Origin of the sequence: Polaribacter staleyi (assembly GCF_038024045.1) — a bacterium.
Lineage (GTDB): Bacteria > Bacteroidota > Bacteroidia > Flavobacteriales > Flavobacteriaceae > Polaribacter > Polaribacter butkevichii.
In genome coordinates this window covers 1,200,902-1,223,714 of sequence record NZ_CP150665.1, presented here as the reverse complement: position 1 = coordinate 1,223,714, position 22,813 = coordinate 1,200,902, and the positions used below count along the sequence as shown (strand labels likewise).

General features: G+C 29.7%; 20 protein-coding genes. 2 read left to right on the top strand and 18 right to left on the bottom strand.

Annotated elements, in window-relative coordinates; all coding sequences use genetic code 11:
- Nucleotides 1-3 precede the first annotated feature (3 nt).
- Both WHD07_RS05295 and WHD07_RS05290 read right to left on the bottom strand, forming a co-directional pair.
- Complete coding sequence (locus WHD07_RS05295; RefSeq protein WP_343330351.1) at nucleotides 4-2,277, bottom strand: N-6 DNA methylase; 2,274 nt, start codon at nucleotides 2,275-2,277, stop codon at nucleotides 4-6.
- A gap of 5 nt (nucleotides 2,278-2,282) precedes the next feature.
- Complete coding sequence (locus WHD07_RS05290; RefSeq protein WP_343330350.1) at nucleotides 2,283-2,489, bottom strand: helix-turn-helix transcriptional regulator; 207 nt, start codon at nucleotides 2,487-2,489, stop codon at nucleotides 2,283-2,285.
- Nucleotides 2,490-2,979: 490 nt separating this feature from the next.
- On the opposite strand from WHD07_RS05290, the gene WHD07_RS05285 reads away from it, so the two are divergent.
- The gene (locus WHD07_RS05285; protein WP_343328560.1) at nucleotides 2,980-3,948 is read left to right on the top strand and encodes an IS110 family transposase; all 969 of its coding nucleotides are present in this window, start codon (nucleotides 2,980-2,982) and stop codon (nucleotides 3,946-3,948) included.
- Between the two features lie 99 nt (nucleotides 3,949-4,047).
- Here WHD07_RS05285 and WHD07_RS05280 read toward each other — a convergent pair whose 3' ends face one another.
- The 11 genes from WHD07_RS05280 to WHD07_RS05230 form a co-directional block, all read right to left on the bottom strand.
- Nucleotides 4,048-4,488, bottom strand: coding sequence for a UPF0158 family protein (locus WHD07_RS05280; protein ID WP_343330349.1), 441 nt, complete (start codon nucleotides 4,486-4,488; stop codon nucleotides 4,048-4,050).
- Between the two features lie 7 nt (nucleotides 4,489-4,495).
- Nucleotides 4,496-4,933 carry a hypothetical protein gene (locus tag WHD07_RS05275; protein ID WP_227478119.1) on the bottom strand — a complete coding sequence of 146 codons (438 nt, stop codon included), beginning with the start codon at nucleotides 4,931-4,933 and terminating at the stop codon, nucleotides 4,496-4,498.
- 342 nt (nucleotides 4,934-5,275) lie between these two features.
- On the bottom strand, nucleotides 5,276-6,490 hold the full coding sequence (locus tag WHD07_RS05270; RefSeq protein WP_343330348.1) for a GIY-YIG nuclease family protein: 1,215 nt from the start codon (nucleotides 6,488-6,490) through the stop codon (nucleotides 5,276-5,278).
- Entirely contained in the window at nucleotides 6,483-8,447 is a 1,965-nt protein-coding gene (locus WHD07_RS05265; protein WP_343330347.1) for a DEAD/DEAH box helicase, read from the bottom strand. The genes WHD07_RS05270 and WHD07_RS05265 overlap by 8 nt, the downstream gene beginning before the upstream one ends.
- Nucleotides 8,448-8,450: 3 nt before the next feature.
- Nucleotides 8,451-11,153 carry a class I SAM-dependent DNA methyltransferase gene (locus WHD07_RS05260; protein WP_343330346.1) on the bottom strand — a complete coding sequence of 901 codons (2,703 nt, stop codon included), beginning with the start codon at nucleotides 11,151-11,153 and terminating at the stop codon, nucleotides 8,451-8,453.
- A gap of 10 nt (nucleotides 11,154-11,163) precedes the next feature.
- Nucleotides 11,164-11,361, bottom strand: a complete 198-nt coding sequence (locus WHD07_RS05255; protein ID WP_343330345.1) for a helix-turn-helix transcriptional regulator — start codon at nucleotides 11,359-11,361, stop codon at nucleotides 11,164-11,166.
- 843 nt (nucleotides 11,362-12,204) lie between these two features.
- A complete protein-coding gene (locus tag WHD07_RS05250; RefSeq protein ID WP_343330344.1) occupies nucleotides 12,205-13,002 on the bottom strand; it encodes a hypothetical protein in 798 nt (265 codons plus the stop codon).
- A gap of 125 nt (nucleotides 13,003-13,127) precedes the next feature.
- On the bottom strand, nucleotides 13,128-14,048 hold the full coding sequence (locus tag WHD07_RS05245) for a DUF4062 domain-containing protein (protein WP_343330343.1): 921 nt from the start codon (nucleotides 14,046-14,048) through the stop codon (nucleotides 13,128-13,130).
- Nucleotides 14,049-14,195: 147 nt separating this feature from the next.
- Nucleotides 14,196-15,083 (bottom strand): IS3 family transposase, encoded by an 888-nt coding sequence (locus WHD07_RS05240; RefSeq protein WP_343330977.1) that lies wholly within the window; start codon nucleotides 15,081-15,083, stop codon nucleotides 14,196-14,198.
- Nucleotides 15,084-15,091: 8 nt separating this feature from the next.
- Complete coding sequence (locus tag WHD07_RS05235) at nucleotides 15,092-15,403, bottom strand: transposase (RefSeq protein ID WP_343328339.1); 312 nt, start codon at nucleotides 15,401-15,403, stop codon at nucleotides 15,092-15,094.
- 270 nt (nucleotides 15,404-15,673) lie between these two features.
- Nucleotides 15,674-16,123 (bottom strand): hypothetical protein, encoded by a 450-nt coding sequence (locus tag WHD07_RS05230; protein WP_343330342.1) that lies wholly within the window; start codon nucleotides 16,121-16,123, stop codon nucleotides 15,674-15,676.
- A 211-nt stretch (nucleotides 16,124-16,334) separates the two neighbouring features.
- Here WHD07_RS05230 and WHD07_RS05225 point away from each other — a divergent pair, with 211 nt between their 5' ends.
- Nucleotides 16,335-17,570, top strand: coding sequence for a DNA cytosine methyltransferase (locus WHD07_RS05225; RefSeq protein ID WP_343330341.1), 1,236 nt, complete (start codon nucleotides 16,335-16,337; stop codon nucleotides 17,568-17,570).
- On the opposite strand, the gene WHD07_RS05220 is transcribed toward WHD07_RS05225, so the two are convergent.
- The 5 genes from WHD07_RS05220 to WHD07_RS05200 form a co-directional block, all read right to left on the bottom strand.
- Complete coding sequence (locus tag WHD07_RS05220) at nucleotides 17,565-18,452, bottom strand: hypothetical protein (protein WP_343330340.1); 888 nt, start codon at nucleotides 18,450-18,452, stop codon at nucleotides 17,565-17,567. The two genes, WHD07_RS05225 and WHD07_RS05220, sit on opposite strands and share 6 nt — an antisense overlap.
- 2 nt (nucleotides 18,453-18,454) lie before the next feature.
- Nucleotides 18,455-18,664 carry a helix-turn-helix transcriptional regulator gene (locus tag WHD07_RS05215; RefSeq protein ID WP_343330339.1) on the bottom strand — a complete coding sequence of 70 codons (210 nt, stop codon included), beginning with the start codon at nucleotides 18,662-18,664 and terminating at the stop codon, nucleotides 18,455-18,457.
- A 1,368-nt stretch (nucleotides 18,665-20,032) separates the two neighbouring features.
- The gene (locus WHD07_RS05210) at nucleotides 20,033-20,656 is read right to left on the bottom strand and encodes a hypothetical protein (protein WP_343330338.1); all 624 of its coding nucleotides are present in this window, start codon (nucleotides 20,654-20,656) and stop codon (nucleotides 20,033-20,035) included.
- Between the two features lie 135 nt (nucleotides 20,657-20,791).
- Complete coding sequence (locus WHD07_RS05205; protein WP_343330337.1) at nucleotides 20,792-21,880, bottom strand: phospholipase D-like domain-containing protein; 1,089 nt, start codon at nucleotides 21,878-21,880, stop codon at nucleotides 20,792-20,794.
- A gap of 73 nt (nucleotides 21,881-21,953) precedes the next feature.
- On the bottom strand, nucleotides 21,954-22,775 hold the full coding sequence (locus tag WHD07_RS05200) for a hypothetical protein (RefSeq protein WP_343330336.1): 822 nt from the start codon (nucleotides 22,773-22,775) through the stop codon (nucleotides 21,954-21,956).
- Nucleotides 22,776-22,813 lie beyond the last annotated feature (38 nt).

The window sequence follows — 22,813 nt, the reverse complement described above, 5'->3', positions numbered from 1 at the left end:
ATACTATTTTCCATAAAACACTTCTGGTTCTTTAGCTATTGCAGGATTACCTGCAAAAGGAATACGATAAAAATTATTGCTTTCGTCTATTTCATATTCTATAAAATCAAATTTTTTCTGCCATAATTGATTGTCTATTCTATAAGTAGTAAACTCTTCTGCTAATGGTTTTAGCTCATTTTCAATTTGAGCACCTGTGGTGCTTATACCTGCTTTTTCTACTTCAGCAATTGGAATTTCATAATCAAATTCTTTTTTGATTTGAGCCTTAATTTCAGATTCAATTTTTTCATTCAGTTCTTTTAACTGTTTGCGAATTTCTTTCTTTTCTGCTGTTGTAAGTGCATCTTTTCCTTTTAATACAAGTTTTTCTTTGAGAGGTTTGAGTTCGTCTGCATATTTGGCTTCTATTTCTTTTTTTGCTTTTACAGTAACTGCTTTCCAGTTTTTAGCTTCTTCTTCAGTGAATTTTTTAAAGAATAATAGACTTGGTTTGACAGTTGCACCACTAGCAATAAATACATCTTGTGGGATAGAAGTAATTAGAATTAATTTGGCTTTGCTTTCTACAAATTCTCTGATTTTTTGAAGATTACTGTTATTTAAAACTCCTTCAGGTAAAACAATTCCCATTCTACCACCTGGCTTTAATAAGTTAAGGCATCTTTCAATAAAGAGAACTTCTGTTAAAGAACTCATTTTACCAGTTTTATATAAACCTAAAAGTGGCTCACCAATATTATCATTTATTTGTTTTAAAGCTGTTTCGTATGCTTTTCCATAACGCTTTTTATATTCGGCAATTCTTACTTCGTCTGTATATTTATCAGATTCGGTAATTTTTAGACTTTTCTCAATTCTTGCACCAAAAGGCGGATTGGTAAGTATAACATCAAATCTATTTTCAAAAATTCCATTAATATTTAATAATCCGTCATTATGATGAACACCTCCGTGACCATCTCCGTGCATTATCATATTCATTTTAGCAGTTCTGCTCATTCTTGGATTTGCATCTGTTCCAAAAATACAGTCATAAGAAAGTACACGTAAACGACTCTTTTCATTATTAATATCTAATTCTTGATTTAGATAATTGAATAGTTCGTTTACTTTTTCTTCAACCTCTTCTTTTTTCTTGTCAGTGAGTTTCTCGTAATTTTCATCAAAGTATTTTGCTTTTATTTTTTCTTTCTGTTCCTGAATTTCATCTTCAATTTTTGCACGAACATATTCAAACGCTTTGATTAAAAAACCACCTGAACCACAACAAGGGTCGCAAAGTACTTCTCCTTCTTGTGGGTCTAGCACTTCAACCATAAAATCTACGACTGTTCTTGGTGTAAAAAATTGACCAAGTTCACCTCTAAACGTTCTGCCTAAAAATTGCTCAAATGCAATTCCTTTGACGTCATCAGAAGTTGTTGAAAGATTATATTTTTCAAGCTTTTCTACGATTGCTTCAAAACTATTTTCTCTGATTTTTACGGTTTCGTTTTCTGCAAAAAGGTCATCATTTTTGAAGTCTTCTTTTGTGCTTTCAAAAAGTTGTTGGTAAAATGGTCTGCTATCTTTTGATTTATGTCTATCGTAAGCTTCTTTGTCAGATAAAAATTGTTTTTTTGAAAAAATTTGACTTCCAGAATTTGTGCGTTCGTATCTGATTTTGATAAAAAGGATTTTGGAAATTTCGTCAAAAGCTGCTTCTGGTGATAGCTTGTCATTATTTCTAATGATGTTATGGCAATTAAAAAGTAGTTTAGAAAACTCATCTCTAGTAAAAGCTTTTGTTTGCTTTAAAATTTCATCAATTTTCTTTTCACTCTGAATACTCGAAGCATCTGGAATATCTATAATTTCTTCAAGTCTTTTTGGAATTTTTCCTTTTACAACTTTAAATATTCTAGTCTCTTTTAAGTTTGTTGTAACAAAAAAATCTGCTCCTGCCCAAGAAGCGTAATTATAACCTTGAAAATAATCTTCTTCTCTTACAGTTATATGTTCTGCTTTACATTCAACAACAATTATTGGACTAATTGATTCTTGTCTGTCTTTTTTGTTTTTCCAAATTACAATATCTGCACTTGCTCTTCCTTGTCCTCTTTGAGAGTTGTTGACTTGTATTTCTTGAGCCATTTGCTCTAAAGAAAAACCATAATCATTTACAAGTCTCTTTATATATTCTTGTCTTACTAACTCCTCTGGTGTACGTACTAACCACTTGTCTTTAAGTGGTGCAAAAATTTGATTGCCTTTTGATTGAACTTCTATTTTCATATTGCCTAAAGAGTTGAATTGATTAATTCTTTTACATCAACTGCTAATAAATCCGCAATGATTATTAAGCTATCCAATGAAGGTTGAACCTCATTCGTACACCATCTAGAAATTGTAGTTTCGTTTTTGTCCAACTTTTCAGCAAGCCATTTATTGGTCTTACCGTGTTCGGCTAAAACAACTTTCAGTCTATTAATTGCCTTTTTATTCATATTTATTAGCATTTAATGCAAATATATCAACTTTAAATGAATTATCACTATTTGAGCGTAGGGAAGTGAAAGCTCTTTTTATTTTGTGAGGTACGAGCAAAATGAAATGTGCTTGAACGTGCGGCTGGTTCTTTTTTCAGCTTGTGTACAACGTTGAGTGTATGGTGTCGTAAGGGATTGCGGGCTTCAAACCTATCAAATTACCACTCAAATTTAATGCGAGTGATACCGCCCGAAAACCTCTGAAACCCTTATGCACTATACACATCTTAAGTTAGCATTTTATAATAAAAGACTAAATTTAAGTATATAAATCAGAAAGAATAAAAGAGAGAATTAAGGTTAATATACACGGTGAAGCCAAGACTTCGACAACATTGATAATCCTCTCTCTTTTCTACTAACAATCACGTTCAGTTCTGTGAGACCTAGATCTCGATTTCAAGTTGTTGTGAGTAAAAGTAGGTTATTCTTTCATAAATCAGTTCTTATGAATAAATATAAGGAAATTTTTGGAGTTGACATCAGTAAAGACGTTTTTGATGTTTATGGAAGTACAAATGGTCATGATCAATTTAAAAATGATGAATTAGGGTTTAAAACCTTTTTAAAAAGTTTACCTAAAAACTCATTAGTTATTATGGAAGCAACAGGTTATTACCATTACAGATTAGCTCAGTTTTTATACAAACAAAGCATTTTTGTATCGGTGGTAAATCCTTTGTCTGTAAAGCGTTTTATCCAAATGAAATTATCTAAAGTAAAGACGGATAAAAGTGATGCAAAGGCTATCTGTGAATATGGAAGTATCAATGAAGTTCCATTGTATACGGCTCTTACTAATGTTCAGAGTGAGTGTTTACAGTTGTTTAGGTTATTAGATAGTGATATTAAAAAACGCACAGCGGTTAAGAATAAAATCCACGGAGAAGAAGTTTTAGGGATTCCCTCTAAGTGGGTTTATGGTTCATTAAAACGGACTAAAAAACATTTAGACAAAGAGATTTTAGGAATCGAAACAAAAGTACTATCATTAGTAAAACAAGACCAACAAGCACAGTTAACATTGCTAACTAGTATTCCAGGAATAGGATTGAAAACGGCATTGTTTTTAATTGTAATTACTGATGGATTTAAGAAATTTGAAACAGCTTCACAATTATGTAGTTATGTAGGAATTACTCCAACGATAAGAGTATCTGGGAGTAGTGTACGTGGAAGAAGTAGAATAAGTAAGGTTGGAAATAGGAAGTTACGCAACCTCTTGTTTCTCTGTGCTTTTACAGCTTGCAAGCATAATAAAGGATGTCGCGAGATTTATGAGCGAATTGTTAACAAGGGTAAGAGTAAGAAATTGGCTTTAATAGCGGTTTCAAATAAACTGATAAAACAGAGTTTTGCTATTGCAAAATCAGGTTTACCATATGACGAAACGTACGTTTCTGTTTTATCAAAATAAGTAGTATTTACATAAAAAATAAAAGCTCAAAATACGAATTCATAGCATTATGAGCCTAAAATAATAGTGCGTAAATTTAATGAAGAAAAGAGTTGTTTTTTAGCTCAGTTCTTTGTTGTGCGCAGGCTTTCCACGTTCTAATTCGTTTTCTACTCTTTTTTCGAGCTCTTTTTGTTTAAATTCAAACCAGTTTTGTCTAAAATCAGAATGGTCAACTTTATGCTTAAAATTCTGAAATGGCTTTTTATTTGCTAATACATTTTCCAATTCAGCCTTTAGATTTTGGTCAGACATCTGCTCAACAAAAAGTTCCATAATTTTGAACGACTCAAAACTTTCTAAAGTCTCAATTTTTATAAAATCCTTTTTATGCTTTTTCACTTTTTCTAAACTGTCACTAAAAGCCTCTTTAAAGTCTTCGTCATCTGAAAATTGCGAGAAGTTTGGAATTGCAACAATTTCATCAGTTTTGGAATTGTAATAGCAGTTAAATCCGCTATCCAATTCTTGCGCTATTTTCTTAATTATTGCTTTCTCCAATTCCGTTTTAGTTTACTTGTTTTACTAAACTTTTGCTCTTATTCATTAAATATATTACTCTACCAAAATACATTAAAAATGGTATTCCAGAACCTAATGTAATAGCAAATAAGAATGTATCATAATCCCAAGCTCCATAAACAACTATTAAAAACGCAATTATCATCAATAATAATCCGATATAAATCCAGAGTTTTTTTTCCAATATTCTCTTTGAAAATAGGCAAACAATTAATATTATTTTGCCAATCAAAGAAACCAAAGCTGTTATTATCAAACTACTTTCAAAAGGATATTCTTTTTGGAAATCAATTCCATTTTTTAAAAGCGAAGGAATACTTATAAATTCGAACATTGCCATAATTCCGTATCCGTGTCCAGCTGGAACACCAATCAGAATTATTGAGTTCAAAATTAAGGTTATTATTATAGCTCTTTTTATCAATTCGAGTGAATTTTTCAGCTTGCGCACAACGGTCTTGTGTATGAAACGTAGCGTATAAATAGACGCTAACTTTTCGGATTTAGCACTAGCCGAATTTTTTGTTTTTATGTTTAATTTGCTTTTATAAATATAACCAAATAAAAAATTTGGCGTACTTTGTAAATATACAAAAACCTCTCGGAAAGCCTATAATAGCTATGTTTTATACACGTTGTTGTAAGTAGTGCTTTTTCTTTCCGCAAACTTGCTAGCGTTGGCAGAAGACATACTCTTTGCCAAGTTTTGGCTTTTAGCGGTTGGCTTTTGAGCGACTTGGCAATGTGTATGGCTTTGAGCGTTGGCTTATTCTTTCAGTTTAATTCTTTTCAATTCTGTGTCGTATTCGTAATTCACAATATTTTCATTCAAAATCAATTGGATTGATTCCTCAATTACCTCAAAAGGAACAACAAACCATTCTCTAGGATTTAGTCTTTGTCCTTTTTCGTTAAACAAGTCAATATCCAAACAAGCACTTGCAAAAAATCTGTGTAAAAGGTTTTCCAACTTATCTGCGTTTCGGTTATAAACTTTGTAAGTGGCAATTTTCTTTACGTCAGCAAACAAATAGGTCGCTTCGTTTTTCGCATTTTTAATTCTGTCATCTACAGAATTACTCGCAAATCCAATTTTATATAAATTCTGAATACTTGATAATTCCGCATTCGTTGATTTGGATTTCAAAACATAAATCCAACCAGTTTGTAAATCTTCTTCTTTTACAAGTCCAGTATTTACAAACAATTCCTGTTCTAGTTTTTCATTGGTGTTAGTAATCAGTTTTCCACTTTTTTGGATTTGTTTACCTAATGAACGAAAAAGCATATTGCTAAAAGTTCCATTTTCAAAAACGGTTCTAGTTCTACCTTCAATTCTAACTCTGTTTCCAGAATCTAATTCAGTTTCCTCTTGCTTTAAATTCGCAGATTCCAGATACAAAAGAATTCCGTCCATTATATAATAGTCGCCAATGTGTAGATTTTTTTCAATGTTCTTAAATGGCTTTATTTTTCTTCTTCCTTCTTTTATTTCTTTGTGGACTTTCTGAAACATTGTTTCGTACTTTTCAAAGTCCTTTTCTTTCATTGCTTTTCTTCTTGCAACAAAATCCGATTCTGCTCTGTCTTCTGGTTTTGGTGTGTGTTTAAATCTGAAAATGTCTAAATCTTTATCAGAATCTAATAATCCAAAATCATCATCTTCATTGAAAATATCATCAATGGTTTGTTTTTCCATTTCTACAAAACCTAACAAATTATGTCTGTCAAAAGGTTTTAAAGTTTTCTTTTGTTTCTCGTTTTGTCTAAAGTTCTTCAATTTTGCTAAAAGTCCATATTCAGACATACTGCTAGAATTTGGCTCTCTATTATTCTTGTCAAAAAACACATTTATTTCTTCAAAGGAATCAATAAGCCTGTCTTCATCTGTTTTTACGGTTGAAGTTTTAGCTTTTGAATCTAATAATCCAAAATCATCATCATTAAAAATGTCGTCTATTGTTAGTTTCTTTTTAGCCATCTGCAAGTGCTTTTTTACGTTTAAGTTCTCTCAAAAACACTAACGCTTCTGCCATTCTTTTTTCCTTGTGGTCAAACGCTTGAATATTTGGTTGCAATCCTTTATTATTTTTTACCCATTCTTTAATTTTTGGCCATAATAAAATTGCTTCTTCTTCTGTCATTTCAAACTTCGTAGCTTGAATATGCTCTTCAATTAGTTTTAAAACTTGTGTAGTTACTGATTTTGATAAAATTTCAAATGCTTTTTGAAATGGATTTATCTGGTCAATCAAGTCAATGTGAATATCATCAATATTCACAAAACTTCCAGCCATTCTTATAAATTTCTTATCGCCTTGTTCTTCGATTGTACTGTTTTTAATTACAGAATCTACAACTACGTGTTGTCTTACTGCTTCCACATCATCATCATCTAAATCTGGATAAATTTCTCTAATTATTTTAGGAATTAAAACTGTGTTTATTACTTCAGGCTCTACATTTCCTGGCATTGCCTTTAGCATTTGAGGGTTTTGCAATAATTTTGCCTTCAAATCATTCAAATCTGTTTCAATGATGTCTTTGGCTCTTTGAGAAGTAGGTAATTTAAAACCTCTTATTTTAATGGTTTTGTCATCATCTTCGTCATCTTCATCATCTTCGTCTTTTTTAATTTTGAATTTGAAATTTGGTGCTAAAACCTGTTCCATTAATAAAGATGCTGTAATTGCTTTAAGCATATTATTTACAGATAGTTTTACTTCTTCACTTTCAGCATCAGGATTAGCAATTAGGTTGGTAAATTGAGCGTGAGTTTTATTGTTACTATCTCTAGTTGCTCTTCCAATTATTTGAATTATTTCGGTTAATGAACCTCTATAACCTATAGTTAATGCGTGTTGACAATAAGGCCAATCAAAACCTTCTTTTGCCATTCCTAAAGCAATTATGATATCAATATCATCTGCTGATGTTATTTCTCGTAAATAAGCACTTATTTTATCTCGCGATTTTGGATTGTCATTTACCAAATCGGCAACTTTTAAAATCTTACCAGTTTTATGACTTTTTATGTGTAATACTCCTGTTTCTTCATCTTGAAATTCCAAGTTTCCTAGAACGTCAATAATATGATTTACTTCTTCGTATTTCTCTTTGGAAGATTCTGCCGAATTTACACTTGGAATATGAATTATAGTTTTTTGGTTTTCATCTAATATTTCTGCCAATGCTGACTGTTCTTTATCAGGATGCTTTTTAAAATATTTACCTGTATAAAAATGATATCCAATTCCTAAAGATTTTAAAAACTCGTAACCATTTAATTGTTGGTAATATGTGTATGTTACTTTGGTAAATTTTGCTTCATCTTCTGGCATTAAAACTGGAACACTATCTCCTCTAAAATATGAACCTGTCATTGCTACTATGTGAGCATCTGAATTTGCCATTATACTTTTTAGAACTTGACCTAAAATATTATCGCCTTCTGCTGAAACGTGATGAAATTCATCAATAGCAACTAAAGTATTATCTAGTTTTTTAACATCTAAACCATCAAAAGCAAAACGCAAAGTTGCGTGAGTACAAACCAAAATTTGTTCGTCAGAATCTAAAAAGTTTAAGAATGCCGTTACTTTACTCTTTTCTTTTCCTGGTGTGCAGAGGTTATATTTTGGGTTTGGTTTCCAATCCGCAAAAAAGCCATACTTTTTTAATTCTGTTGTTCCAAAAGATGCACCAATAGACTTTTCAGGAACTGCAACAATTACTTTTTTTAAACCTTGATTTTTCAATTTATCTAAAGCTATAAACATTAACGCTCTGGATTTTCCTGATGCTGGTGGTGCTTTTAACAATAAATATTGTGCAGTTCTGCCTTCAAATGCTTTTTCTTGCATTTCTCGCATACCTAAAGCATTTGTGCTTTTGCTTTTCCCTGTTTGGTCGTAATTTACGTGTACTAAATTTGGCATATTTTATAGTTTGGCTTTCTTCTTTCTTGTTTTCTTTTGCTTTGCAAATAGTGTGTCTTTTTTTATCATTTCTTCATACTGCTTAAACAAATATTCTAAACGTTCTGTATCGTTTTTAAATGGTTGTAAACGATAACATTGTTCTATTGCAGTATCTAATTCTTGATGTGCTTTGAGCAATCCTTTTGGCATTGTTGTAGGATTGTACAATTGTGCCATAGTTTTGTTATGCTTCGCTCTTTCGTCTAAAATGGCGAAAACATACAAGTTTAAGTTTTCCTTTTGCTTCGTTGTTATATCTGGAAAAGGGAATGTATTGTAGCAAATATCTTTTGAATATCTTATCCTCGTTTCTAGTTTTCCACCAACATTTCTAATCCATACCATATGCATTTTAGAATTTATAATGGCAAACATAAAAGGTTCGGCATCATATATTACTTGTGCAGAATTTGAAACAATTGTATTACTGTCTAAATAACCACAAGGAATATATTGTCTTGATTCTGACGAAACACTTGGGATTATTAATTGACTTTCTTTAGCTGTATTTCTATCTCTAAATTGATGAGACCGTTCTGCTAATCTGTTTGTCCCATTATCTTTACTATTTAATCTATGAATTTCCGTTTTTTCAATCCGATTTGCAATTTCAGGGATTTTAATTGCCTCTTTTAATTGATTGTCTTCTATCCATAAACAATATCTTTTGTTACCTCTTATGAATTCTGAAGAACCTAAAAGTAATTTTGTAAATTTTTGAGATTCTGGAAATTTCTCAACTAGTTGTTCGTGTTCTTCTTCTGTGAAAATTAGACCACCTCCATCATTTGGCATATTGCCAAATTTCATTTCAGGAAAATTGGATAATGGTTTGTTTCTACCTGAAACGATTGTGTTTGAGCTATCTAATAAATAAGGATTTATGTTTTTAGCTAATTTTTTAAAATTATCAATAAATAAATATTTAGGATTGTTGCTTATGTTTCTCAATCCAATTATAATAACTGTTACTCCAGCATTTCCTTTTGCATTGTTTGTCCATTTGAAAGATTGATGAGCGAAGTCAATTTCTAAACCTTTAGATAGAATATGAGGCCAAATAAGTGGCACTTGTTGACCTTGACAAATAGAGTTGGTAGTTACAAAAGCACATTTAGCATTATTACCTAATATATATTGAGCTCCTTTATAAACCCAACAGTTGATATAATCTAAATCGCGATATTTTTTTAATTTATGAAAAACAAAATCCATATCTTTTTTCTGCTCTGCATCTTGTAATCTTGCTCCCAAATAAGGCGGATTTCCAATTATATAAATTTCATCCGTTTTATTAATTGAACAAGCTTTTTTCCAATCTTCTCTAGTTGCATTTCCTTGTGTTATTTGTCCTGCTTCTTTTAATGGAAGAATAGGGTTGGACCTACCAAAATCAAACAATGTTTCTTCAAAAATTCTGTTCATTTGATGTTCTGCCAACCAAAGTGAAAGTATTGCCATTTCGTGGGCAAAATCATCTATTTCTATTCCATAAAATTGTGAAAGTTGAATTTGTGTAAATTCTAATGTTGGATTTGGACTTAAATCAATAATTTTCTCTAAAATTTTAATCTCCAACAAACGAACTTCTTTGTAGGTAATAATCAAAAAATTTCCACTCCCACAAGCTGGGTCGAAAAACTTAATTTTTGATAATCTTTTTATTAATGTCCTTAATTGGTTAACTGTTGTTGAATTTTCAAATACTTCGTATAATTCATCAAGAAATAAAGGATAAATGAGCTTCTTTATATTTTCTACTGAAGTATAATGCATTCCTAAATCGCTACGATAATCTTTATCTACCACAGCTTGAATCATTGAGCCAAAAATATCTGGATTGATATCTTTCCATTGCAATTCTCCAAGGTCGATTAATGTTTTTCTTGCTTTTGCTGTGAATCTTGGTGAATCTATTTTATCACTAAATAAACCACCATTTACATAGGGAAATTTTGCTAAATAGTTTGGATATTTATTTGCCTTTTCATCATTTAGTCTGTCAAATAAATCATTTAAAAAAGTATGTGTGTCTTTTCCGTTTTCAGAAGTATGTTGTGCTAATGTATTTGTGAAAATATTTTCGTCAAAAATTTCTGTGTCTTCTGCAAAGAAGCAAAATAGTAGGCGAGACAAAAATATATTTAAGTTATGAATACTTGCTTTTGAGTTGTAAATCTGTGGATTTTCTTCAATAAGCAAATCGTATAAATCTGCCATTTTGTACGAAGCGTTTCTGTCAGCTTCATTGTCGTTTTTTGCATTGTAAACCTCACTATTTGCTAATGGCAGAAAGAAATCAAAATAATTCGGCAATTCCTTTAGTTCGATATCTAAATTTTTACCAAGTTTAAGGTCTTTAGCAACTATTTGTTTATAGTCGGTAAGAATAGCAAATCTTGGTTTGTGTTTTGTGATTCGTTCCTCTTTTGCAATTTCTTCAATGCTACTTAACAACTTGTCAGCCGTTTCTACTTTAAAGAATATTTTCTTTTTGTATAAAATTTCGCCATCAATTTTCGCGAAATTGTAATCGCCTTTTTTTAGTCGAGTTACAGATGTTTTAGAAATTCCGTAGGCAATCAACAAATCATAGATAAATTCTTCTTTTGAGAAGTTATCTATTAAGTTCTGAACGTTAGTTTTTATTTCGGTTGATTTCATTTACTTTTTTCTATTCAGGTTTATTTGAAACTAACAATTCTTTGATGTCAACATTTAGAATTTCCGCAATTTTATACAAATCGTCTAAACTCGGTTGTCTTTTGTTTTGAGCGTAAGAGTGAACCATATTGTAACTCTTTTCCAATTGTTCAGCCAACCAGATTTGTTTTATTCCTTTTTGTTCCAAAACCTCTTTTATTCGGTTCATTTCGAATTTTTTTAATTCCGTTCACTAAAGTAAAGAACATTTTCAAAATACTCACTAAATGAGTATTAAAATTATCATTCCGTAAAAGTGTGTGGTGGGAAAAGGCAAGCTCTTTTTATTTTTTGAGGCACGAAAAAAATGAAATGTGCTTGACTGTGCGGTTGGCTTTTCAGCACGAAAATTTACTGTTTTGCTCGATTTTCCGCATTACTTACAACGTGTTTGTGTTATTGAAAGTTGCGATTTTTGTGAACGAGGAATTTCCGTAAGGAAATTCAGAAGTTTGCAAAAATGCAACAGACTTTAGTTTTAGCTAAAATTAGCAATTTTTTATACACGGTGTTGCAAAATGCGTGTTTTTTTGTTTTCCAATTTGATTTTCCTTTTTTTTTTAGTTTTAAAAAATTCAGAGTTTGTGAAATAAATTCACAAAAATTTTCAATTCCTAAATTTGCTCAAATTTTCCAATTTTTGTTTTTTCATTTTTTGAGTAAATTCCACATTTTGGTACTTTTTCAAACGTAATAAATTCCTATTTTTTCAATATTTCAAAAACGATCAAAATTCTTTCAGAATTTTGATTAGCGAGAGAGTGTTCCACAATTTATTTTTCTTTTTTTTCTCAATTTTCAGTTTTCAAACTTTAAAAGAAAAAGTTGTTTTTAAAGAACTTTTACTAGCGAATTAACTTTTCGCCCAGTTTTTTGCAACGTGTTTGTGTATGGTTAGTTGCGTGTTTCAGCAACTAATTTAGCAAACATTCACGAGCCAGAGAAAATTCCGAAGGAATTTTCCAAATAAGCAACGACCAAAGCAATTAATTATACACGTTGTTGGCAATAGTTATTTTTCATATTTACAATTAGTTCCTTCGTCAAAAGAACCGTCAGTATCACAAGTCTTAATTAACTTTCCGTTTTTATAATATTTTCGAAAGGTATATTTTCTGTTTTTCATAAAGGTTTCCACTTTGTCAAACCCTTCAAAACTGTAATAAGTATTTGTTATTCCACTAACTTTTTCATCGTCAACATATTCAATTCTCGAATATTGTTTTCCATCTTTTCTGTTATGAATATGTAGCCCTTGTTTTAAGCCATATATGTCTACATAGTTTATAGTATCATTTTTAGCAATTTTAAATGAAGGCTCATTTTTTCTTATCTTGAATTTATGGTCAGTTTTGGTTATTTTTTTACCATTAACAGTTACTATGTAGTCTTTATTTGTTAATCCTTTTATCTTATAAGATAGATTGAAAGCACAATCACAATCGGCAATTTCTTCAATCCATTCTTCGGTTACAATTTCAATTGAATCATTCTTTTTCTCTCTAAAAACTCTATGTTCTCTTGTTCCGTGAAAGGCTAAATTTAATGTGTCGTTTTTTAATTCTATTTCACCTTTTTCTGTGCTACTACAATTTGCAACTATAAATATGTTATAAAGATGAAAGGCGTTTGTTTTATTTATTCCTAAAATTCGATTTTGCAATTTATGTAAATTTGGATAATAGATTCCTTCTTTGCACTCACTGGAATTATAATCCAATAATTCAATTTTTGACTGGGAAGTACAGCTCAAACTTACTAAAGATGAAATAATTAGAATTAAAGAAAGTATTTTACGTGAATGTTTCATTTAATTATTGCCAACGTTGTTGTGTATTGAAAGTTGCGATTTTGTGAACGAGGAATTTCCAACGGAAATTCAGAAGTTTGCAAAAAAGCAACAAGTTTTAGTTATGCTAAATATAGCAATTTTTACTACACGGTGTTAGGCACATGTGGTTTTTCTAAGATCTGTACAATTTTCTTATTCCATTCCATTTTCTCAGGATGTTCCATTGCCATTTCATTAATTACACTAATTACTATATCTAAATCAACATTAGATTGTAGTAGCTTAGAAATAAGCTTGTCGTAAGTATTTATTTGATAATCAAATAAGTAGTTAATGCCTACAATGGTTGTTTTGTAACCTCTTTTATTAACATACTGAAAACTAAATTGCTGAATACCATCTTCTTCTTCTAATATTAGTTTTCCGTCTATAACAAATCTAGGTATTAAAATTCCATCTTCATCGTCCGCCAAACCGGAGAAAATTTCAAATGCTTTACCATTTAAAAAGCTAATAAATACAATCCATTTTTCGTTACCTAGATTTATTCTAAACACTTTTGAATATAGTTCTTTAGGCCGTTCAATAGTCAATCCTTGTTGAGGAATGATTTTTGCTAGTCGATTAAATATTTTCTGACCTAATTCGATTTCATTATTAAAAAAATCGATAGTATGATTCTTTTTAAGAACTTTTTTAAAACTTTCAAGTCTAAGTTGTTTCTCACCGTAATCTATATTTCCTGTTTTTATCTCGCCATTGCGTTCATCAATAAGGTATATTAAAACTTCAAGACCAAACTCTTTTGCTTTTTCATATTCAATTTGTGTGTATGATTTACCTGTTATGTCATCAACACTTCCATAGCACAAAGAAATTATACCAATATAAATATCGCTAGCTTGAAGTTCTTTAATACAGGTTTCTAAAGGAGTACTTTGTCTTGCTCCAAAAGCTTCCATTCCTGTAATATTAATATCAAAATTCTGAAGTACTTTCCATATTTGGTTTCTGTGTGGTTGTAAATCTCGGTATGTAGATGATATAAAAACAGTTTTCTTCATATAATATTTAATGTAAAAATTAATTTATTGATTGCTTTTCATTTCGGAGCGAGTATTTCGGCCATTGTGCCTAACGTGTTTTTGTATGGTTTGTTGCTGTTTTGACCCCTATAAAACAAGAGTAATCTTTTAAATTTCGATTATTAATTAAGCTGTTAAATTTTTCATCATAATTAGATGTTTATCTGTATTCCATTTTTCCATTGGGGTTATACGTCCCAACAATCCGTGAAGTCTTCTATTGTTATAAAATTTCACGTATCGTTTTAATATTTGCTCTATTTCACCAAAATATTGATAGTCGAACCTTTTAAAAACTTCTTTTTTTAATATTCCGTGATACGCTTCTATATGTGCATTTTCCTCAGGTGTTGCAATGTGTGTAAATTCTTGTTGTACTCCGATTAAACCTAAGTATTCACGTACTCTTTTAGCTATAAATTGGCTTCCATTATCACTTCTAATAACTACATTATTGGGGTAATCATAATCTTGAAACAACTCAGATAGTAATGTAATAACGTGATGCTGTTTAATGGTAAAAGAAAAATAGTCTTTTAGTATTCTACGAGTATGAACGTCTATGACCGAGAGTAAATAAGCATTCTTTCCTACACTTGGTATCCAAACCATTTTTATATCCATTTCCAGGCATTCTAAGGGCTTAGAAGTGTGAACTTTTCTGAACTTTACAAACTTGCGTCCTGAACCACTTCTATCTATCCTATTATCTAGTTTGAGTAAGCCTTCTTCTTTCATAATTCTATATAGTTTTTTATGATTTATAGTGTACCCCTCTCTTTTTAAATAGCTGGTCATTAATCGATAACCACAATCTATAAACTCATGCTGTAAAATTTCTTTTATAGCTGCAACTACATCGTTTTGTAATACAAAGCCTTTGGTCTTATGAAAAGTTTCTTTAGTTGGCTTATTTCCTTTTTTACCACCACTAGGTTCTCTGTAGTAACTACTCTCTACAATACCTACCATTTTTAGGATTTTTGTTTTGCTACACTTATATTTTTTATAAATTGCATTGACTAAATCTTTCTTGGATCGGACGTTCCAAACTTTTTTTTTAAAAGTTCTCGTTGTACTTCAAGCTCAATTTCTCTATCACTTAATAATTTTCTTAAAACTCGATTCTCTTCTTCTGCCTCTTTAAGTTCTTTACTCTTGGTATCATAAGTTACCTTCAAACCTGCTTCTCCTTTGTGCTCAAACTTCTTTCGCCAACTGTAAAATGTTCCAGTGCTTACACTGTATTTTCGGCAGGCTTCTACAATACCTATTTCTTCTGAAACTGATAGAATTTCTAACTTCTGTTCTAATGTCCATTTCTTGTATTTCATATCTCAAATATATTAGTTTTGAAATTTAAAATATCACTCCGAACTATTAAGGGGCTAAACTAGTTGCGACTTTAAGCAATAAAGTTACTAAATAAAACACGAACCAAGAAAATCCGAGAGGATTTTCGCAAGTAAGCGATTTGTAAGCAATAAATTATACAAGTTGTTGGGCAATCGTTTTTTAGTTCAGATTATTAATTTTTAATTTAAAGATTATGAAATTTTTCAAATCAGATAAACATAGAATTCAATTCAATTTTATAGTTACAGTTATTTCGTTGTTAGTATATATAATTCTTTCAACATTAAGACAATTCCAATGATAATACTTATTCTTGAAATCAATTTAGTTTTAGGATATTCTTTTAGCATTTTTTCAGCTAATTCAAGGTCAACTTTAGTTTTTCGTAATTCAATTTTTTCTTTTTCAAGATTGAACTTATTAAATTCAGATAATTCTTTTTCAATTTTTGTAAAACCTCCTTGATTTAAAAATTCAGAAATCAAACCAGTTGGTTGATATGCTAAACCAACTTCGTAAATAAAATCGTGTTTTTTTATTAATTCGGGTTTTTCTTTTTTAATTGAATCTAAAAGGTGTTTTACTTTGTCAAAATTATATTTAGGAAAAATTTCTTCTATTAATGAAGTTGGTGTGAAATATGAATAAGGATCTGGATTAGAAATCATTGTTTTCAAAATTAAATCTTTATCATTCATTTTTCATTTCTTTTGAGTGTGATTGGTAATGTTGCCCAACGTATTTATATATGAAAAGTTGCGTGTAAAAATGCGATAACTTTCCAAGTTTAAAAATACCAAAATAAATATTATCTTACTAAAATATTATGACAAATGAAGCAATTTTTTATATACGGTGTTAGGCACTGGCTTTTTCAATCTTAAATTTGATATATTTGTCGTTCAAATTATGGATAAAAACAAAAAACATACAGTAGCAGGACTTTTTTCAGGTTGTGGAGGATTAGATTTAGGATTTATTAATTCAGGATTTGATGTAGTTTGGGCAAATGATTTTTTCAAAGAAGCAGTAGAAACATATAAAAATAATATAGGTAACCATATTGTTTTAGGAGATATAACTAAAATTCCGAGTTCTGAAATTCCAAATGATTTTGACGTTCTTTTAGGAGGATTTCCTTGTCAAGGTTTCTCAATTGCGAATATAAAAAGGTCAATGAAAGACGAACGTAATTTTCTTTACAAGGAAATGTTGCGAATTATAAAGGATAAACAACCAAAATATTTTGTTGCTGAAAATGTTAAAGGATTGCTTTCTATGCAAAAAGGAAAAGTAATTGAAATGATAATTAAAGATTTTCAAGAAATTGGTTATGATGTTGATTATGAGCTTTTAAAAGCATCTGAATATGGTGTTCCACAACATAGAGAACGTGTTTTTATTATTGGGAATAGACTTGGTCTAAAAAATCCATTCCCTAAAAAAACTCACGGAGAAGATGAAGGTCTTTTACCTTTTGTTTCCACTCAAGAAACTGTAGGTTTTCTTTCAGATGTTAGAATTAGAGATAAAAGTTTTAAGCTAAATGGTCATAAAATTATTAATCATAAAGCAAGAACAAATGTTCACGACCAATTTTGGGGAAGAAAGCATAAAGTAAATCAGCACGATATTTGTGATTATTTAAAATATTGGAGAACAAAAAGTGGTTGGAGTACAAAAAGAGTTGACGAACATTTTGGATATGCGCATACAGCAGGTCATTGGTTTAGAAAAGATAATAACTCTGGAAGTATTCCAAACCCAAGTGATTGGTGGGAATTAAAAAAGATTTTAGGTTTTGATGATAAATATGATAAACAAGTTACAGAGTTAGAATTAAAGCCAATAACATTTGAACAATCGTTAAGAATTAATAATTGGGAAACTCCAAGTGATACAATTACTGCAACTGGACCAGAAATACACCCAAATAAAGAGCGAAGAATGTCAGTTCGTGAATGTGCTTTAATTCAAACATTTCCTATGGATTTTGAATTTGTTGGTAGTTTAGGAAATATGTATAAACAAATAGGAAATGCAGTTCCTGTTTTATTAGCTCAAAAAGTTGCTGAAGAGATTAAAAGAGAATTAAAAAATTATGAAAAAATTAATAAGAAAAATAAGATAAAAGTTGCTTTATAAAGCAACTTTTATCCAACCTTTCCATTTATTATTATTGTCATCAATTCTATTTTCGATTAAATCTTTTTTCACTCTTATTGTATGACCTCCGATTAGAACGTGCCATTTTCCTGCGACTAAACTCCATACAAGTAGTTTATTATTATCGAAAGGATGTGTCATCTTATTATCATAATAATATTTTTTACTTCCAATCCTAAATTCAACCCAATGAGGTTTTGGGTTTTTAACAGGTTGATAATAGTTACTAAATTTTATTGCTTGATTTTCTTTAAGATATTTATAAGTTTTAAAATTCTGAATGATATTAGAGTTGAAATCTTTTTTAACTGATTCATTATGTGGTAGACAGCATATTTCTAATTCTTTTATTTTAAATGAATTACCATTGTCAAAATAGTTAATAAAAATAAAATAAGATAAAACTGGTTTGTTTTGATGAAATTTCTCTAATGTAGGGTAGAATGAAACTCCTTCATATGTTAAGCCTGTATTTGGAATTGGACTTAAGTATAAATTAACATTTTCAAAGTTAGCTTGATTTTGTTCACATTGAATGTACTTTTTATCTCCACTATTACCACTTAAATCTATTGTTTTACAATCAATATTCATTATGCAGTCATTGTATATAAAAGCTACATCAGAACTTAAAGGTGTATTATATAAATCTACCAATGCGTAACCTTTCCATATATGAAATCTAACTAACCTTTCAGCTGCTAATTTTAATTTATTTTTTATTCCCCAATGATAGTGTAATTTTTGATAGTTGTTTTGAATATAACTTTCAATTTCTTTTAAATCTGTTTTGAATTTAGTTGATTTTATAATTCGTTCTAAATTCTGCATTTGAAATCTTTCAATGTTTCTTATATCCATAGCTAAAGGTCTTTAAGTAATTCGGAGATTTGAATATTTAAACCTTTAGAGATTTTTTCAATAGTTACAATAGAGATATTTCGTTCTCCTTTCTCAATACTTTGTATGTAAGTTCTATCTAAATCAGAAAGATGAGCAAGTTTTTCTTGTGAGATTTTTTTTTCAAGTCTTATTGACTTAATCTTTATACCCAATTTAGCTTTAATATTCATATTTAGCAAAATTGGATAAATGTTTACTATTGTGCAACGGACTATTGTCTACAGTTCGGTTTTTTTTAGCTTGTGCCTAACGTTGTTGTGTTATGAAAAGTTGCGATTAAAATGAACGGCTATTTTCCGAAGGAAAATAGGAGTTTATAGAAATGCGACTAATTTTTATTAAGCTAAAATTAAGCAATTTTTTTTACACGTTGTTGCCTAAAGTTGTTTTTTGTTTTCCGATTTTGGTTATTATTTTCAAGATTTAGCGTTCGAGTGACAATTCCGCCAACATTTTCAATTCCGTAATATTGGTAATTCAACATTTGAGTGTTTTTTCCATGTTTTGACTTACGAGATCTTTCCTAATTTTCAAATTTTGCGTTTGAGTGATAATTCCGCAAAGATTTTCACTCCGCAATAATTGGAAATTCAACATTTGAGTGGTTTCTTTTATTCTTGAAAAACGAGATTTCTCCGCCTTTTAAAATTTTGAGTTTGAGTAAAAATTCCACAAACTTTGTTTTAAGAATCTATATATTTTCAACTTTTTTAATTTTTATAAAAACTAAATTTTTGACTCGCGAGAGAGTGTCTAACATTTTAAACTTCAAGAGTTTTTTTGTTTTTTTTCCAACGGTTTGAGTGGTTCTGGACAATTTTTGGCAACGTGTTTGTGTTATGAAAAGTTGCGATTAAAGTGAACGGCTATTTTCCGAAGGAAAATAGAAGTTTATAAAAAAGCCACTAATTTTTATTAAGCTAAAATTAAGCAATTTTTTTTACACGTTGTTGCCTAAAGTTGTTTTTTGTTTTCCGATTTTGGTTATTATTTTCAAGATTTAGCGTTCGAGTGACAATTCCGCCAACATTTTCAATTCCGCAATATTGGTAATTCAACATTAGAGTGTTTTTTTCATGTTTTGACTTACAAGATCTTTCCTAATTTTTAAATTTTGCGTTTGAGTGAAAGTTCCGCAAAGATTTTCATTCCGCAATAATTGGAAATTCAACATTTGAGTGGTTTCTTTTATTCTTAAAAAGCGAGATTTCTCCGCCTTTTAAATTTTAAGTTTGAGTAAAAATTCCACAAACTTTGTTTTAAGAATCTCTATATTTTCACCCTTTTTAATTTTTATTAAAAACTAAATTTTTGACTCGCGAGAGAGTGTCTAACATTTTAAACTTCAAGAGTTTTATTGTTTTTTTTCCAACGGTTTGAGTGGTTCTGGACAATTTTTGGCAACGTTGTTGTATATTGAAAGTTGCGTTTAAAGTGAACGGCTATTTTCCGCAGGAAAATGGACGTTTACAAAAATGCGACTAGTTTTGTAAAGCACTAATTTAGCAATTTTTACTATACGGTGTTAGCTAACGTTTTTATTTAATTTTGTAAACTTCAATTGCCATATTATGTGTATTTCTTTTATTATCTACTGGTATTTGTGTCGTAATTACGTCAACCATATCTTTTCCCGCTTTATCATTTTCAATTACTCTAGATTCAGTCATTATTCCTACTACTTGGTTGTCTTCAAAGTTAATTAGTTTAAATTTTATTTCATTACTCGCTTTGGATTCAAATGTCTGGAAATAAAAGCTGTCTTTTGATTTTTGAAAAATAGAAAGACTCAAAGTTTTCATTTCATTAATATTTTTTTGATTTGACTCGTTTTCAGAATAATATCTTAATTTTCCTTCATAAATGTCTGTATTTTCAATTTTTTTAAGATTTAATTCATAAAAGCGACTTTTTGTTGAATCTAATTTTCCATTCTTATAAGTTTTATATTGGTTGAAAATTGTGTCTTTTTCTTTAGTTAAATAAGCTTCTACAGTTTCCCTAATATTATTTGGATATTTATATTCAATCCAAATCCTTTTATATTTTTCATTATTTATTTTTTCACTGTAATGTTTTTTTTTGATTTTCGTTTTTTTGTTATTTGAACAAGAACTTATTCCAATTAACACAATTAATATTAAAATCTGAATGTTTCTCATAAATGTTAGCTAACGTGATTGAATATGCTTTGTTGCGTGTTTAAGCACCTAATTTAGTAAATAAATACCGAATAGAAAATCCCTGAGGATTTTCGTAAATAGGCGAAAACCGAGCAATAAAGTATATGCGGTGTTCTACGCAGTTTTTTCATCTTTTACCTCTTCTAAAATTCCAGTTATTCTCTTAATCAAAATTTGTCTTTTTCCGTTGTCAAGGGAATATTTTTCCATTTTCAAATTTCCTTTTAGGTCAATTGTAAAATGGTATTTCATTTTAGCTTCGCCTGCTGGTTTTTGTGGAAGTCCGTTAAGTCGAATTTCTGCGAATTTCGGATTTTTACTAGCTCTTGGATTTTCTCCGTAATGAATTGTAGCTAGAGAACTAATTTGGTTATCAGCAGCAGTAACAACCACGGTAGAAGATGATACAGGTATCATTTCTCCCTTTTCTACTATAATTTTATAACCGTCATTTAATAGACTTGAACCTATAGAATGCTTTAGTCTATATTTTTTTGTTAAGTTTAATGCAAAAGCAGTCTTTTGTACTTCGATATTATTTGGTGCAATTTCAAATGCAGTCTCAATAATCTCTGGTCTGTTTGTCTCTTTAGCTTGAAAAACAATATCATTTGCTAAATAATCTCGTGCACTTAAAACATTATTTTCATCAACTTCGAAACGAGTTAATTGTCTAATTTCTGTAACTTTTTCGGTTAAGGATTTTAATCTCTCAAATTCACTAATAAAAGACTCAATCGTGTCTTTTTCATTTTCGATTATTATTATATTCTCTCTGTTTTTACTTTCTGCGTAATAAGTCCAATTGTATGAACCATTTATCAATATTTGATTGTCAATAACACAGAATTTATTATGCATTGGGTTATTGATATCTGAGAAGTAAAATTCTCCGCCTTTATCAACAAATTGCTGAAAATCTAATCCAGTATTTCTATTATTTATAAAGTCATTGTGTATAATTAATTCGACCTTTTTACCCTTTTCAATTTGCTCAAGCAATTTTTCAAATAACTCTTCATTTGTAAACCAATATACTGCAACAAGTATTCTATCAGTTGCTTTGTCTAGAGCTTTGATAATTTGATGTCTTATATTATCGAAATGTGTTTTTACCATCTTGGTTTGTTTTTCAAATTGCGTAGAACGTGATTTTATATGATTTGTGCGACTGGAAAATCGGAGATTTTTCTGCCGTGGCAAATCGTTTGTTGAATGTTTGTCGTTAATGTTAGTTCGAATGTAAGCATAAATTATATGAGGTGTTGGGGTTAGTTTATTTTCTATATTTTATTTTTCTTTTGGCTATGCTCTTGATTTTTTTATTCTTAAATTTTCCATCAATTTTGTTTACCGTATATATCTTTTTTTCAGTCCAGTTTCCTAACTTGTCATATTTATACTCAATTTGATTGTATGTATTGTCATTTTTATTCCAATTTATTGGATAAAGTATACAATCTCCAAAATCGTTATATTTATTTATATCACTTTCGTTTTTATCTGCAATTATTGTTGAAATTCCTTCACTTATTTTTTTTCCAGAACCATTATAAACTTTCCAAATCTTTTTATTTTCTAAATAAAAGTATTGAGTTTCTTCATATCCTACAAGTTGGTTGTTAGAATTGTAAATTTTTGATGATGTCCTGTTTTTTAAGGAATCGTTCTTAATAATTTCCAATTCTATTAGGTTTCCATTTCTATCTATTGTTCTTGATTCAATCCTTCCATTTTCATCATATTTGTACTCTGTTGATTTATGTTTCCAACCAATTGTGGGAATTTTGCTATTGAATGTCCTATAAATCAAATTTCTGTTCTTATTAAAAATAAAAACTAACTCAGCATTAAATTCTGAATTTTTATATCTCTTCTCGGAAATTGTATCTAGATTTTTAGAATAAAAAATTATTGATTTTTGATATTCAATACCACTTCTATTATAAAAAGTATAATCTTTTATTATTTTTAAAGGGACTCCAAATTTTGTGTTATAGCTGTCGTAAGTATCAGTATCAAATGACTCATTTTGTTGGGCATTCAACTTTGAAAGAAAAATGATGAATATTCCTAAAGTAATAATTATTGTTCTCATATTGTAATTAACCCCAACGTTGTTGTTTATGGGAAAGT